Source organism: Corallococcus terminator (assembly GCF_003611635.1).
Lineage (GTDB): Bacteria > Myxococcota > Myxococcia > Myxococcales > Myxococcaceae > Corallococcus > Corallococcus terminator.
The window spans coordinates 1-13,069 of record NZ_RAVZ01000289.1 but is presented as its reverse complement, the minus strand read 5'-3'; the positions used below and the strand labels follow the sequence as shown (position 1 = coordinate 13,069).

At 70.8% G+C, this 13,069-nt stretch carries 11 protein-coding genes; 5 read left to right on the top strand and 6 right to left on the bottom strand.

The window, feature by feature from the left end; translation table 11 throughout:
• Positions 1 to 1,746: GGDEF domain-containing protein (locus tag D7V88_RS31350; RefSeq protein WP_147448938.1), on the top strand; the 1,746-nt coding region annotated here is incomplete at its 5' end.
• Between the two features lie 17 nt (positions 1,747 to 1,763).
• Here D7V88_RS31350 and D7V88_RS31345 read toward each other — a convergent pair.
• Together D7V88_RS31345 and D7V88_RS31340 are read right to left on the bottom strand one after the other, a co-directional pair.
• Positions 1,764 to 2,312 carry a DUF192 domain-containing protein gene (locus D7V88_RS31345; protein WP_244238491.1) on the bottom strand — a complete coding sequence of 183 codons (549 nt, stop codon included), beginning with the start codon at positions 2,310 to 2,312 and terminating at the stop codon, positions 1,764 to 1,766.
• Entirely contained in the window at positions 2,309 to 2,710 is a 402-nt protein-coding gene (locus D7V88_RS31340) for a TIGR02266 family protein (RefSeq protein WP_120535495.1), read from the bottom strand. Before D7V88_RS31340 ends, D7V88_RS31345 begins: the two co-directional genes overlap by 4 nt.
• Before the next feature lie 25 nt (positions 2,711 to 2,735).
• On the opposite strand from D7V88_RS31340, the gene D7V88_RS31335 reads away from it, so the two are divergent.
• The 3 genes from D7V88_RS31335 to D7V88_RS31325 all read left to right on the top strand — a co-directional run bounded on the left by D7V88_RS31335 (position 2,736) and on the right by D7V88_RS31325 (position 6,200).
• Entirely contained in the window at positions 2,736 to 5,096 is a 2,361-nt protein-coding gene (locus D7V88_RS31335) for a tetratricopeptide repeat protein (RefSeq protein ID WP_208726587.1), read from the top strand.
• A 33-nt stretch (positions 5,097 to 5,129) separates the two neighbouring features.
• Positions 5,130 to 5,657: an SRPBCC family protein gene (locus D7V88_RS31330; RefSeq protein ID WP_120544294.1), complete on the top strand. Its 528-nt coding sequence runs from the start codon at positions 5,130 to 5,132 to the stop codon at positions 5,655 to 5,657.
• Positions 5,658 to 5,729: 72 nt separating this feature from the next.
• Complete coding sequence (locus tag D7V88_RS31325) at positions 5,730 to 6,200, top strand: nuclear transport factor 2 family protein (RefSeq protein ID WP_120544293.1); 471 nt, start codon at positions 5,730 to 5,732, stop codon at positions 6,198 to 6,200.
• Between the two features lie 4 nt (positions 6,201 to 6,204).
• Here the strand turns inward: D7V88_RS31325 and D7V88_RS31320 are convergent, their stop codons facing one another.
• On the bottom strand, positions 6,205 to 7,173 hold the full coding sequence (locus tag D7V88_RS31320; RefSeq protein WP_120544292.1) for a homoserine kinase: 969 nt from the start codon (positions 7,171 to 7,173) through the stop codon (positions 6,205 to 6,207).
• 142 nt (positions 7,174 to 7,315) lie between these two features.
• On the opposite strand from D7V88_RS31320, the gene D7V88_RS31315 reads away from it, so the two are divergent.
• Complete coding sequence (locus tag D7V88_RS31315; RefSeq protein WP_120544291.1) at positions 7,316 to 8,902, top strand: tetratricopeptide repeat protein; 1,587 nt, start codon at positions 7,316 to 7,318, stop codon at positions 8,900 to 8,902.
• 11 nt (positions 8,903 to 8,913) lie between these two features.
• Here D7V88_RS31315 and D7V88_RS31310 read toward each other — a convergent pair whose 3' ends face one another.
• From D7V88_RS31310 to D7V88_RS31300, 3 genes are all read right to left on the bottom strand, one after another.
• Positions 8,914 to 9,405, bottom strand: coding sequence for a hypothetical protein (locus D7V88_RS31310; protein ID WP_120544290.1), 492 nt, complete (start codon positions 9,403 to 9,405; stop codon positions 8,914 to 8,916).
• 1 nt (position 9,406) lies between these two features.
• Entirely contained in the window at positions 9,407 to 10,744 is a 1,338-nt protein-coding gene (locus D7V88_RS31305; protein WP_120544289.1) for a cyclic nucleotide-binding domain-containing protein, read from the bottom strand.
• Between the two features lie 92 nt (positions 10,745 to 10,836).
• Positions 10,837 to 12,786, bottom strand: coding sequence for an FHA domain-containing protein (locus tag D7V88_RS31300; protein WP_279636103.1), 1,950 nt, complete (start codon positions 12,784 to 12,786; stop codon positions 10,837 to 10,839).
• Between the last annotated feature and the right edge of the window lie 283 nt (positions 12,787 to 13,069).

The window sequence follows — 13,069 nt, the reverse complement described above, 5'->3', positions numbered from 1 at the left end:
CCCCCCTGGCTGTGGAACGGTGACGAGCCGAGGGTCGCCACCGTCTTCCAGCCCATCGTCGATCTGCTCAGTGGCGAGGTGCTTGGCCACGAAGTGCTGTCGCGAGGCCTGGGGCCGGTGGAGTCCCCCAACGAACTCTTCAATCGCGCGCGCGTGGAGGGGTTCACCTACGAGCTGGAGCGGGCCTGCTGGACCGCGGCGGTGCGCCGCATCGCCACGCTGCCAGAAGAGCAGCGGCGCGGACCCTTCTTCTTCAACGTCAGCCCGGACGTGCTGAGCGACGAGCGCTTCGGCGGCGCGTCCACGCTGGAGCTGCTGCGCACGCATGGCCTCAGTCCCCGGCAGCTCGTGCTCGAAATCACCGAGCGCAGCACGTTCGAGGACACCGAACAGTTGCGCATGCTCGCGCGGCGGTACGCGGAGCAGGGCTTCGGCATCGCGCTGGACGACTTCGGCGCGGGGCACTCCGGTCTGGTGACGCTGGTGCACAGTGCGCCGGACTTCATCAAGCTGGACCAAGCGCTGGTGCGGGACATCCACCTGCACACGTACCGGCAGCACCTGGTGAAGTCGCTGGTCACCTTCGCGCAGCGCGTGGATGCGGTGCTCATCGCCGAGGGCGTGGAGACGTGGAACGAGCTGGCCGTGCTGCTGCGCCTGGGCATCCGGCACGCGCAGGGCTACCTGCTGGCGCGTCCGGCGAACACGCCCCAGCGTCCGGGCGCGGACTTCGCCGAGCGCTGCCGCGAGGCCATCCGCGCCCTGCACCACCGCGAGCACGAGGACGACGAGACGGTGGGCAGCATGATCATCCGTCCCCCGTGCGCGCCGGCCGCATCGCCCGCGGTGGAGTTGGACAGGCTCTTCCGCCGCACGCCGGGCGAGGACCACGTCGTGCTGCTGGACGGCGAACAGCCGCGCGCGGTGGTGACGCGGCGGAGCTTCTACGCGCGATGGGGAGGCACCTCCGCCGATGAGACCCCGGCGCTCGCGGACGGAGCGCCCGACGCGCTGATGGTGGTGGAGGACGCCACGGCCATCACCGCCCTGGCCCGCATGGCGATGCGCCGTCCGCCCGAGTCCGTCTACGACCCGGTGGTGGTGACGGACGCGCAGGGCCACTTCCTGGGCACGGTGACGATGAAGCAGCTCATCGCGCGCGCCTCGGACCTGGAGCAGCACGCGGCCACCGGCGCGCACCCGCTCACGGACCTGCCCGGCAGCCGGATGATCGAACGGTGGATCCGCGCCGCGCTTCAAGGCAGCGCGTTCACCATCATCTACGGCGACCTGGACCACTTCGAGACGTACAACGACCGCTACGGCTTCCTCCAGGGAGACCGGGTCATCCGCCACACGGCGAACCTGCTGTCGGAGTGCCTGCACCTCTTGCCGCCCGGCTCGCACCTGGGCCACGTGGGCGGCGACGACTTCGTGCTCGTGTGTCCCGAAGGCGTGTCCCCCGAGGTGCTGCGCAAGCTCTGTCAGCGCTTCGACGCGGAGCGGGTTCCCCTGTACGGACCTGAGGACCTGCGGCGCGGAGGCTTCACCGCGAACGACGCCCCGGGCACGCCCGTGGTGCCGGTGACGTTGAGCCTGGCGGCGGTGGACCAGCGGGGCCTGTCCCCGTCACCCCACCCCGCGGAGCTGTCCGCCGTCGCCGCGTCCCTGCGCAAGAAGGTGAAGGCGCTGTCGGGCGAGTCGCACGCCAGCACGTTCCTGTTCCAGCCCGCGTCGGAGGGGTAGCCGCCGCGCGGTCAGGCTCAGGGCGTGATGGGAATCGTGCTCACGCCCTCGAACTCCACGGTGCCGCCCCGGACGATGCCCTGGGACTGGCACCAGCCTCCGGGGACCTCCAGCACGAACTGGCTGGGGATGCCCACCGAGCGGTTCATCAGCGTGCGCGGCTCCGCGTTCTCGATGATGCCGACGATGCGGTGCTCGGAGGTGATGAAGAGCATGTCCAGCGGGATGAGCGTGTTGCGCATCCAGAAGCCGCGCACCTCCTCCTCCGGGAAGAGGAAGAGCATGCCCTGCCCCGCGGACAGCTCCTTGCGCCACATGAGTCCGCGCGTGCGCGCATCCCCGGTGGCGGCCACCTCCACCGCCACGCGGTGCACGCCCCCGTAGGCGTCCTTCAGCCGCACGTGCGCGCGCGGCAGCCCTGGCATCACGAAGTCCTCCGCCGACACGTCCTTCGGGCGCGCTCGCGGGGCGGCGGGCGCGGGCTTCGGGGGTGCGGCGGGCGCTTCCTGGCACGCGCCGCCCACGAGCGCCAGTGTGCACAGCGCCATCGCGACACGCAGGCTCATGGGTGCTGGGGATGCAGGGGCTTGTTGAGCAGCTTCTCCGTCAGCTCGGAGCCCAGGCTGTCGGACATGAGGCGCTCCACGAGCGTCTCGAAGTCCACCCGCTGGGACTCGCTGCTGTAGATGAAGCGGATGCCCATGCCGGGCTCCTCCGCGTCGCCCTTGGACCAGACGACCTCGCCCAACAGTTCGAAGGGTGCCTCACGGTGCGGCACCGTCAGCTTGAAGAGGAAGCGCGTGCCGATGGGCAGCGGCTTCTTCGTCTTGATGAAGGTGCCACCCTTGCTGATGTTCTTCGTGTAGTCGGCGAAGAACGAATTGAGCTTCTTGTAGTCGACCTTCAGCTCGATGGGCGCACGACCATGGGTGCGCAGTTCGGATCCGCTCTTCTGTTCGGACATGCGGCCGGGGAGTATAGGGGACACCATGCGGCAAGTCCTCCCCCGCGCCAGAGGTCTGTTGGGCCGTCCGGCCGTCCTGGCCACCGTGCTACTGCTCGCCGGTGGGGGGTCGGCCCTCGTCCTGCTCCCGCTTTTCGGGGTCCCCGGCTTTGAACTGGGCCTCGCCCTGTCCATCGCTGTCGGCCTGCTCGGTGGAGGGACGGGCATCGCCGCCGCCTTCCAGGAGCGCCGCATCCTCACCGGCGCCCTGCCCCGGCCCCCCCTGGCGGAGGCCTCCACCCTGCCCGGCACGGCCGTGGGGCGCGCCATGGGCGCCAGCCTCCTCCTGAACCTGGGGGTGCTCATCCCCCCCTTCGTGTGCGCCCTGCTCTTCGCCCGCTTCCGCACCGCGTGCGACCCCTTCGAACTGGCGGGGTTCTATCCCCTGCTCACCGTGCCCTCCGCCGTGCTCGCCTCCGCCGCGGGCGTCTTCCTGGGCTTTTCGACGGGCCGGTCCCGGGGCGCGGCGGGCCTGTACGCCCTGCTCCTCCTCGCGTCCCTGGTCGTCACGGTGGTGCCCATCGTCTTCGGGCCCCAGGTGTTCGCCTTCAACGTCTTCCTGGGCCACCTGCCCGGACCGCTCTACGACGAGGCCCTCCAGATGACGGCCGCGCTGGGCTGGTTCCGCGTGGAGACGCTGCTGTGGGCGGGCGCGTTCGCGGGGCTCGCCCTGGCGCTGCTCGACGTGCGCACCGGCAGGTTGACCCTGAAGGGCGCGCGCGTGGGCGGCCTGGGCCTCGTCGCGCTCTGCGCGGTGGGCATCTGGATGCTGGAGTCCCGCGGGCCCCAACTGGGCCTGCGCATGACGGACGCGTACCTGGCGGAGCAGTTGGGCGGCGTGCGGGAGACGGAGCACTTCGTCCTGCACTACCCGCGCGGCAAGGCCCGCGAGGACGTGGACCGGATGGCCCGGGACCTGGAGTTCCGCTACGTCCAGACGGCGCGCTTCCTGGGCGTGGCCCCCACGGAGCGCGTGCGCGTGTGGCTCTACCGCTCCGAGGACGAGAAGCAGCGGCTGGTGGGCGCGGGCCGCACCCAGTTCGCCAAGCCCTGGCGCACCGAGCTGCACATCCAGGACAGGCCCTTCCCCCACTCCGTCCTGCACCATGAGCTGGCGCACGTGATGGCGGCCCCCGCCGGCGCGGGCTTCTTCCGCGTCACCACCCGGCTGGGCGTCTGGCCGCTCATGGGCGTCATCGAAGGCCTCGCCGTGGCCGCGGACGACCCCGTGCAGGGCGAGCTCACCCTGCACCAGTGGGCCGCGGGCATGCGCCGTCAGGGGATTGCCCCGGACATGCGCGACCTCATGGGGCCCAAGGGCTTCTACCAGTCCGCCCCGGCGCGCGCGTACACCGTGGCGGGCTCGTTCCTGCGCTACCTGGCGGACACCTATGGCGCGGACAAGCTGCGGGCCGTCTACGCGCACGCGGACTTCGACGCCGCCTACGGACAGCCCCTGGATGCGCTCGTCACGGAGTGGGAGCGCACGCTGGACGCGCTGCCCCTGGACGAATCCACGCTCGCGCGCGCCTTCGCCCGCTTCCGCACGGGCAGCCTCTTCTCCCGCGCCTGCGCCCGTGAAGTGGCCCGGCTGTCGGACTCCGCCCGCGACGCGCTCGCCAGCGACCCGCAGGACGCGCTCGTCCGCTACCAGCGCGCCGCCGCCCTCCAGCCGGAGGAGCCCTCCTTCCAACTGGGACAGGCCGTGGCCCTGGACGCACTGGAGCGCTCCGCCGACGCGGCCGGGGTGCTGGCCTCGCTCGCCGAACAGGTGAAGGACCGGCCCGCGCTCGCCGCGGAGGTGGCCGTGGCCCGCGCCGACGTGGCCCTGCACCTGGACAACCTGGACGCGTCGCGCGCGTTCCTCCAGACCGCGCTCGCGCTCAACGCGGGGCCGGAACTGACGCGCACCGCGCAGGTGAAGCTGGCCGCGCTGGAGGCCCCGTCGCGCCGCGCCCCCATCGAGGCGTACTTCCGCGCGCCCCAGGAGGAGCTGCGCCTCTTGCTGCTGGACCGCGCGTTGCTCATCTCGCCCCAGGACCCGTGGCTGCGCTACTTGTTGGGTCGGCGGCTGCATCAGGTGGGTGCGCCGGCACTCGCGGCGGATCAGCTCCAACGTGCCCTGGCGGACACCGCGCTGCCGGAGGCCATCCGCCGGGAAGCCACGCGGCTGAGGATTGAAGCCGCCTACCTGGCGGGCGACTGCGGCGCCGTGCGGCATGAAGTCGGTGCACTTCCGGACTACGGCGCCGCATTCCGCGCGGTCGCCACCGAGTGGCGCGAACGATGTGACTTCGAGCAGACGACCTATCGCGGACCCCTGGTGCCGCGTCAGGCTTTCCGCTAGACGCGGGCGACACATTCCGGAGGTGGACGGAGCATGCGGTTCGTCAAGCAGCAGCGGATCCAGGGCACGTTGGATGAAGTGGAGCGCGCGCTCCTCGACGAGCGCTACTTCCCGTTCCTCCTGGAGCACCACGGCGTGCTGTTGGAGTTGCAGCCCCTGGAGGTGAAGGTGGACGGGGACCGCGTGAACCGCCGCGTGCGCTACCGCCCCAAGCCCGTCATCGCCACCATCGGCACCAAGAAGGTCCCGCCGGAGTGGTTCGCCTTCATCGAGACGTCCACCTACGACAAGCGCAAGAAGGAGCTGTCGTTCACCAACACGCCCACGTCCCAGACCATCTCCAAGATGATGGTGAACACGGGCGTGCTGCGGCTGAAGGATTTGGGCAACGGCCAGACGGAGCGCACCATGGACGGGGAGATTTCGCTCAAGCTGCCCTTCCTGCTCAAGGCCGTGGCCTTCATCGGTGAGAAGGTCATCGAGTCCGAGGGCCTGAAGATCCTCGACAACGAGGTGCCCGTGCTCAACCGCTTCATCGCTGAAGTCATCCGCGCCAAATAGTCAAAGCGCGCATCGCGGGCGGGGCCTGGGAATGGGTTGACACCCATGCGGTTGAACCCATAAGGCCCCGCCATGCACAACCGCTTCCTCGCCCTCTGCGCCGTCTTCCTCCTGGCCGCGTGCGCCCCGAAGCGCATTCCTGGCACGGAGTTGCAGGACACCAACGACACCCGCGCCATCCTCGCCCTGATGGAGCGCTACCGCGCGGCCCTGGAGGCCCGCGACGCGAAGGCCATCCAGGCCCTGGTGTCCCCGAAGTTCCGCGACGACGGCGGCACCGAGGACACCGAGGACGACCTCACCGCCGCCAACATCGGGCCCCACATGGAGGCGCTCTTCGCCAAGCTGCAGAACCCCAAGGTGGAGATCAACGTCCGCCGCGTGGAGTTCCGTGAGGACGAAGAGGTCGCCTACGCCATCTACTACTGGAACGCGTCCTGGCGCATGCCCGGCCTCAACGCCCGGCCCCAGCAGGACTCGGAGCTGGAGCAGATGGTCTTCCAGAAGGTCGACGGCGACTGGAAGATCGTCTCCGGCATCTAGGCCGTCACACGCCGACCAGCGCGCGCAGCCCGTCCGGCCCCATGCTGCCCAGGGCGCGCGCGCGTGACAGGTACGTGCGGTAGTCCTTGGGCGCGAGCTTGTCCGCGCCCAGCGTGGACAGGTGGTAGTCGCGGATGCGGCTCGTCGTGAAGCGCACCGCGCCGTAGAGCGCGTGGCCGAAGAGCGCCGCCTTCTCCACCTCCGCGAGCGGCCGGGCGTCCTGGTAGCCGCGCAGGAAGGCCTGGCACAACGCGGGCTGGTAGCCGCCGTCGAAGCACCACGCGTTGAGGGTGATGGCGACATCGCGGGTGTACGCGTCCACGCACGCCATCTCGAAGTCGAAGAAGGCGCCCACGCGGTCGCCCAGCCACTTCACGTTGTCCAGGAAGAGGTCCGCGTGGATGACGCCCCGGGGCTCCAGGCCCTGGTGTTCGGCTTCCGCGCGCGCAAGCAACCCCTCCAGCTCCCCGGCCACCGCCGCCAGCTCCGGCTCCGGCCGCTGGCGCAGTCCCTCAAGCCAGCCCTTCACCACCTCCGGGCCGTAGGGGTTGTCCCGCGTGCCCCCGAAGGACTGCGTGGTGCGGTGCAGTTTTCCCAGCTCCGCGCCCAGGCGCTCGAGCACGTCCGGCGTCAACTGGGCCCGGGTGAACTCCTCGCCCGGCAGCCACTTGAAGACGCTGATCCTCCCGCCATGCATCTCCAGGAAGGGCGTGGGCCCTGCTGGCACGAGCAGCACCGGCGCCGGGAAGTGCGCTCTCGCCAGGTGCTCCAGGAGCGCGGCCTCGAAGCGCAGGTCGTCCGGCGAGCGCACCGTGGTGTGACGCACGAAGACGCGGCCCGCGTCCGTCTCCAGCCGGTGGTTGGTGTTGATGGAGCCCTGCGGAATGGGCGTCATCCCGCGCACGGTGCCCAGGCCGTATGCGCCCGCCACGTGGGTGAATGCCTCGGGGGGAAGTGTCGTGTAGACCGCCATCGCGTGCCTCCAGGGCTTGCCGCCCCTCGTGCGGACAGCCCCCACCCGTTGACACCCCGGGAGGGCGGACCTATCTGTCCATGCCCGTCCTACTTCGCATAACTGTCTGAAAATCTTCAATATTTGCGCGAGAGGCCACCCCATGGACACGTCGGGTCGCGGTGACTGGAAGCGTCGCGAGGGTCTGGGCAGCGCGCTGCTCCAGATTGGCATTGTCGCGGTGGTGCTCGCTGCGGGAGTCGCCTGGTATGTCCACCAGGGACAGGTGCGGCAGGAAGTGGACGCGCACCTGCGCGCGGCCCGCTCCGCGGCGCTGAAGGGCAACCCCAGCGACCTGTCCATGGCGCAGCAGCAGTTGGAGACGCTCTTCACGCTCTCCCCCGACTCGCGCGACGCGCGGGCCCTGTCCGCCGACATCCAGACGATGCTGTGGTTGGACCATCACCAGCCCGGCGCGGATGCGAAGGCCCGCGAACAGTTGGACCGGGCGGAGGCCATGGGCTCGCGCTCCGGTGAGCGCTACGGCGCGCGCTCGCTGCTGCTCATCGGCGAGGGCAAGACGGCCGAAGCGCAGAAGCTGCTGGAGGAGTTGAAGGCCCAGGGCGCCAACAGCCCCAAGCTGACGCTGGCCCAGGCTCGGCTGCTACAGGAGCAGGGACGGCTCTCCGAGGCCCGGCAGGCGTTCGCGCGCGCGGCGGAGGGGGCGTGGAAGGATCCGCGCTTCTCCACGGCCTATGGCGAGGCGCTGCTCGACGAGGGGCTGTTCCCCCAGGCGGTGGAGGCCTTCTCCCGGGCCACCTCCGCGAACCCGGACCACCTGCTGGCGAAGGTGACGTCCGTGCTGGCGCAGCTTTATTCGGGACGCGATCCGGACAGCGTGAAGGCGACGCTGGAGGAGCTGGGCACGCGCGGCAAGGAGCTGACGCCCGCGCTCCAGGCCCGCATCGCGGTGGCTCGGGCGGAGATGGCGCTCGCGAAGGGCGCGCCCGACGAGGCACTTCCGCTGACAGACGCGGCGCTGAAGGCCTGGCCGGACGAGCACTACGCCCTCTTCACGCGGGCTCGCGCGCTGGCGGCGAAGCAGGCGCCGGAGGCCCGCGCGGCCTTCGAGGCGGCGGTGGCGAAGCACCCCACCGCGCCCCTGCTGGCCCTGGATGGCGCGCGCCTGCTCCAGGCGCAGGGTGACGGCGCGGGGGCGCTGGCGCTGCTGGAGGCCTACGAGAAGACCTTCCGCGAGGTGAAGGTCACGACGTCGGACGGCAAGTCGGTGGCGGCATTGGACAAGGACGACCGGTACTGGCTGTCGCGCGGCGGCGTGATGGAGCAGGCGGGCCGGCAGGACGATGCGCTCGCGGCCTACGACAAGGCGCTCGCGGCGCGGGGCGTGGGGCTCGCGAGGGCGCAGTACGCCAAGGGCGCGCTGCTGCTCGCACGCAAGGACTTCGAGGGCGCCCGGACGCTGCTGTCGGCCGTGGCCCCGGACACCGGCGCGGGCAGCATGCCGGAGGCGTACGCGGCGCTGGGTGAGCTGCTCTTCGCCCAGGGCGACTTCGCCGCCGGGTGCCAGCAGCACTACTTCGCCCTCGTGCGCGCCCGCGCCCAGGGCACGCCGCCAGCGCTCATCGCCACGCGCGCCGACGACATCAAGAAGCGCCTGGAGACCTCCGGACAGCCCGCCATGGCCAAGGCGTGGCTCACCGAGGCAGGGCCCCTGTTCCAGCAGCAGTAACGCGAGGAGGGCTACAGCAGCTCGGAGGGGTCCAACTGGCGCTGCTTCGCCTTCATCACGCGCCACTCCCCGTCGGCTTCCTTCTCGAAGATGCCTTCGATGGAGTAGGCGCTCATCACGCTGTCGCGCGCCAGGTCCTCCAGCTTGTCCGCCTGCGAGCGGCCGAAGATGAAGCGCGCCTGGAACTCGGCCTGCGTGGGCGTCACCTCGTGCACTTCGATGTCGGTGGTGAAGATGCGCACCCACTGACCGCGCAGCACCTGCGCGGCCAGGATGCGGTGCACGTCCTGCCGGCTCCAGCCGTCCGTCGTCTTGAAGCGCTCGGACACGCTGTCCATCACCCCGCCGACATCCTTCTCCTCCGCGGCGCGCGTCATCGCGATGATGCGCCGGGTGACCGCGTCCTTCACCCCCGGCTCCTCCCGGGGCCAGAGGTACAGCACCAGCGCGGCGGCGACCAGCGCCGCCATGCCGCTCACCACCCGCGAGCGCGTCACCAGCATCTCAGGCCGCCCCGGTTTCCGGCTCCAGCATCATGTCGTCCGCGTCGATGATCTCCAGCGGCCGCAGCGCCTCACCAATCTGCTTCAGGCGCCGGTCGGACAACTGCTCCAGGTACGTGCGGATGTTGGGGAAGGCCTGCACCAGTTGGTGGAAGGCGTTGCGCTCCAGGTACGCCGCCGCCGTCTTGCGCGGCACCAGCACCGTGGCCGTGGCCCTCAGGCCTGTGAGCAGCGAAATCTCTCCCGCCACCTCGCCCTCGCGCAGCACGCCCAGCGTCACCACGCCGCCCGCAGGGTCCTCCTTCTGCACCACCAGCTCTCCGGCCAGCACCAGGAAGAGGCCCGGCGAATGCTCGCCCTCCACCAGCACCTTCTCGCCGGCCTGGAGGGGCCGGAAGGTGAAGCGCTGGAAGAGCGCGCCCCGCTCCGATTCCGGCAGTTGCTGGAACAGGGGTGAGTTCGCCATCAGGTTGCGCATCATGCGCTGCTGGGCGAAGTCCGCGAGCAACTGCGGCACCGCCGGGTGGCTCTTGGCCACCGCGTTGAGGTGCTCGCGGCGGATTTCAAAAACCTCCGAATCCGACACCGCCGTCACCGTGGCGGTGGGCGCCGCGCCCGTCAGCAGCGCCAGCTCTCCGAAGATGGAGCCGCCGCCCAGGAAGCCCAGGGTGCGGTCCTCGCCCTCCGCCCTGCGCGTCACCTCCGCCTTGCCAGCGACGAGCACGTACAGGTGGTCGTCCGGTTCACCCTCGCGGCTGATGACCTCCTCCGCCTTGATGGTGCGCCACACCATGCGCCCCACCAGGTCCAGGAACGCGTCCCGGTCCAGGTCCGCGAACAGCGGCAGCGGCGGACGGCCCTGGGGGTCGGCGTTGCCGCCGGTGTCCGGCGCCGCCAGCACCTCGATGGCGCGGTTGGACAGCTCCTCGCCCAGCAGGCCCATCAGGTCCGTGTCCACCTTGCCGTCGTACAGGTGCTCCGGCGGCAGTGGCGGCGGCACCGCGGCGCGGCCCTTGGCGTGGCGCGCGGCGCGCGAGTGCACGCGGGCCAGCGTCTCCTTCAGGCGCCGCTCGTTGGGCGATAGCTCCAGGGCCAGCTTGCACGCGGCCATCGCGCTCAGCAGGTAGTCGCGGCGCAAGAGGCCCTCCGCGCACGCGTGGTACGCGGTGACGGCGCGCTCGCGCTCGCCCAGCTCCGCCAGACACCGGGATGCCAGCATGCGCGAGCGGTGGTCCGCGGGCACGCGGCGCACGGCCTCCGCGAAGGCGGCGAGGGCGCGCTCGAACTGGCGCTCCTCGAACAGATCCATGCCCAGCTCACGCAGCGACGACTCACTCATCCAGTGTCTCCAAGACAGACCGCGACAACGACCAGGAAAACCCACGGGGCCGCCCGCCCCCACCACGCGCGGAAGGCGGCCCCAGCGGGGTGCTACGGACCGTCGGACTTCTGCAGCTCGCTCAGCGCCATCTCCGCCTTGCGCTTCACATCCGAGCCTTCCGCGGACGCCTCGATGACGATCTTGAACTGCTCCTTCGCCAGCGCGGGGTCGCGGTCGCGAGCGATGTACGCCGACAGGTACAGCTCTTCCACCTTCTTCTGCAGCTCGTCCAACCCGGTGCGCGCGCGCGAGTCGCCGGGGTTGAGCCGCAGGGCCTCGCGGAAGCTGCGGCCCGCCACCGGGTACTCCTTGCGCTTGAAGGCGGACTGCCCCGCCGCCACCGACGCGGACGCCAGCTCGTTGTCGAGCGTGTCCCCCAGCGAGCCCGCGAAGCCGATCTGCCGGTACACCTCCGCCGCGCGGCGCAGGGGCTTCACGGAGGCCTCCAGCGCGTTGCTCTCGTACTTCTTCTGGCCTTCCTCGAAGGCGGCGCGGAACTGGGGGATGAGCTTCTTGAGGTTGCGGGCCCGGGCCTGCACGTCGGCCTCCGCCCGGTACTTGTCCATCACCCGGTCCACCTCCAGCGTCGCGCGCTGGAAGTCCCCGCCGTTGAACCGGCGCTCCACGTCCTCGAAGGCCTGCTCCACGTACTGCGCCCGGCGCTGCTTCGCGTTCTCCGCCGCCACGGCCTTCTGGACACCCGCCTGCCGCACCGCCTGCGCCGCTTCCTTCGCGAGCGCCGCGTCCAGCTCCGCCAGCCGCGTGTCGTACGGGGGCCGCGTGGCTTCGACGAGCAGCGGGATGAGCGTGCGGGCCTGCTCCGCGTCGCGCGCCGTCAGCGCCGTCTCCAACTGCCCCACGTGGTAGGCCTGCTCCTTCGTCTCCAGGTCCACCTTGAGCTCGTCGCGCTCCGTGTCCGTCCGGGCGGTGCCCTCGGGCAGGTCCTTCAGCCGGGCGCGCGCGTCGTCGTAGCGGTTCTCCGCGATGAGCCCGCGGACCTCCTTGAAGCCCTCCACGATGTCCTGCAGCCGCTGGGCGCCCTTGCCCACGCCGTCCGCGTCGATGCCCGCGTGCGCCTTCTCCGCCTCCGCGGCGAAGCGCACGGCGTCCGGGTACTCACCGTCCCGCACCTTGTCGCGCGCCTTCTGCATCAGCTCCGTGGCGCGCTTCAGGCCCGGATCCACCGGCGGCGGCGGCGGCGGCCCCCCGCGACCCGAGGTCGCCAGGCCCACCATCATCAGCACCACCACCAGGCCGGCGACGGCCGCGCCCACCTTCATCTTGAAGTCGAACTTGATGCCCTCGCGCGCCGAGTTGCGCACCGGGCGCGGCCGGGGCACGCCCGCCTTGCGCGCCTTCTCGTCGCGCATCAGGTCCGCGAGCTTGTAGTTCGCGTTCGTCTTCTCATCCAGGCGCGGGTCCTTCTTCTCCTCTTCCTTCTTCTTCTCCGGCTCCGACTCGCCGGACTCCGCCTTGGCGCGCATCTCCTTGATGAGTTCGGTTTCGTCCACGAACCTCAGGCGCGTCTTGCCCACGGAGATCTCATCCCCGTGCTTGAGGATGCACTCGTCCACCTTCTGGTCGTTCACCTGGGTGCCGCTGATGCCGCCCAGGTCACGCATCACGACGCCGCTGGCGCCGTACACCAGCTCGATGTGGCGCCGGGACACCGTCTGGTCGCCCAGGGCGAAGTCGCAGTCCTTGCTGCGCCCCAGCACCATGCGCACGCCCTTGAAGCGCTTCTTGCGCCCCTTGTCGGGCCCGTCCAGCACCAACATGAGCACCGGGGGACCGGCGCGCGTCGTCTCGGAGTTGTCCTCGTCCTCTTCCTCCGGGGCCTCCTCCGGGTCCGGACGCACGTCCGCGACGGACGCCACCCGCGTCTCGCCCGTGCGCGAGCGCTGCGGCTCCGCCTCCCCGTACAGCTCCGGGTCTCCCCCTTCCTCCGGACCGTCCTCGCCCGACAGGGGCGCGGACCAGTCCTCATCCGGGACGGCCACCCGGCGGGAATCGCCTCCGGAGGAGGATTTGGGACGGCGTTCCGCCGTCGAGCCACCGGAACGGCCGGTGCCTGAACGCGACGACGGTGATGGACGGCGAGGAGGCATGGATGGGTCCAGGTTGAAGCGGTCGCCATCTTAGAGCGCTGGACCCACCGTGGGAATGCGCTCCCACCGTTCCTTTCAGGGAAGACCGGGCCCTTGCGGACCGTTGGCCCGCAACGCCGTCCCGTCCCGATGTAGGTTTCCCCCATCCCCGCTCCTTCAAGAGACACGCCCATGC

What these genes read in the sequence shown, in the direction of transcription:
- D7V88_RS31325 (WP_120544293.1), top strand. Translation starts at nt 5,730, where the DNA reads ATGCACAACCGCTTCCTCGCCCTCTGCGCCGTCTTCCTCCTGGCCGCG.
- D7V88_RS31330 (WP_120544294.1), top strand. Translation starts at nt 5,130, where the DNA reads ATGCGGTTCGTCAAGCAGCAGCGGATCCAGGGCACGTTGGATGAAGTG.
- D7V88_RS31340 (WP_120535495.1), bottom strand. Translation starts at nt 2,710, where the DNA reads ATGTCCGAACAGAAGAGCGGATCCGAACTGCGCACCCATGGTCGTGCG.
- D7V88_RS31310 (WP_120544290.1), bottom strand. Translation starts at nt 9,405, where the DNA reads ATGCTGGTGACGCGCTCGCGGGTGGTGAGCGGCATGGCGGCGCTGGTC.
- D7V88_RS31320 (WP_120544292.1), bottom strand. Translation starts at nt 7,173, where the DNA reads ATGGCGGTCTACACGACACTTCCCCCCGAGGCATTCACCCACGTGGCG.
- D7V88_RS31345 (WP_244238491.1), bottom strand. Translation starts at nt 2,312, where the DNA reads ATGAGCCTGCGTGTCGCGATGGCGCTGTGCACACTGGCGCTCGTGGGC.
- D7V88_RS31305 (WP_120544289.1), bottom strand. Translation starts at nt 10,744, where the DNA reads ATGAGTGAGTCGTCGCTGCGTGAGCTGGGCATGGATCTGTTCGAGGAG.
- D7V88_RS31335 (WP_208726587.1), top strand. Translation starts at nt 2,736, where the DNA reads ATGCGGCAAGTCCTCCCCCGCGCCAGAGGTCTGTTGGGCCGTCCGGCC.
- D7V88_RS31315 (WP_120544291.1), top strand. Translation starts at nt 7,316, where the DNA reads ATGGACACGTCGGGTCGCGGTGACTGGAAGCGTCGCGAGGGTCTGGGC.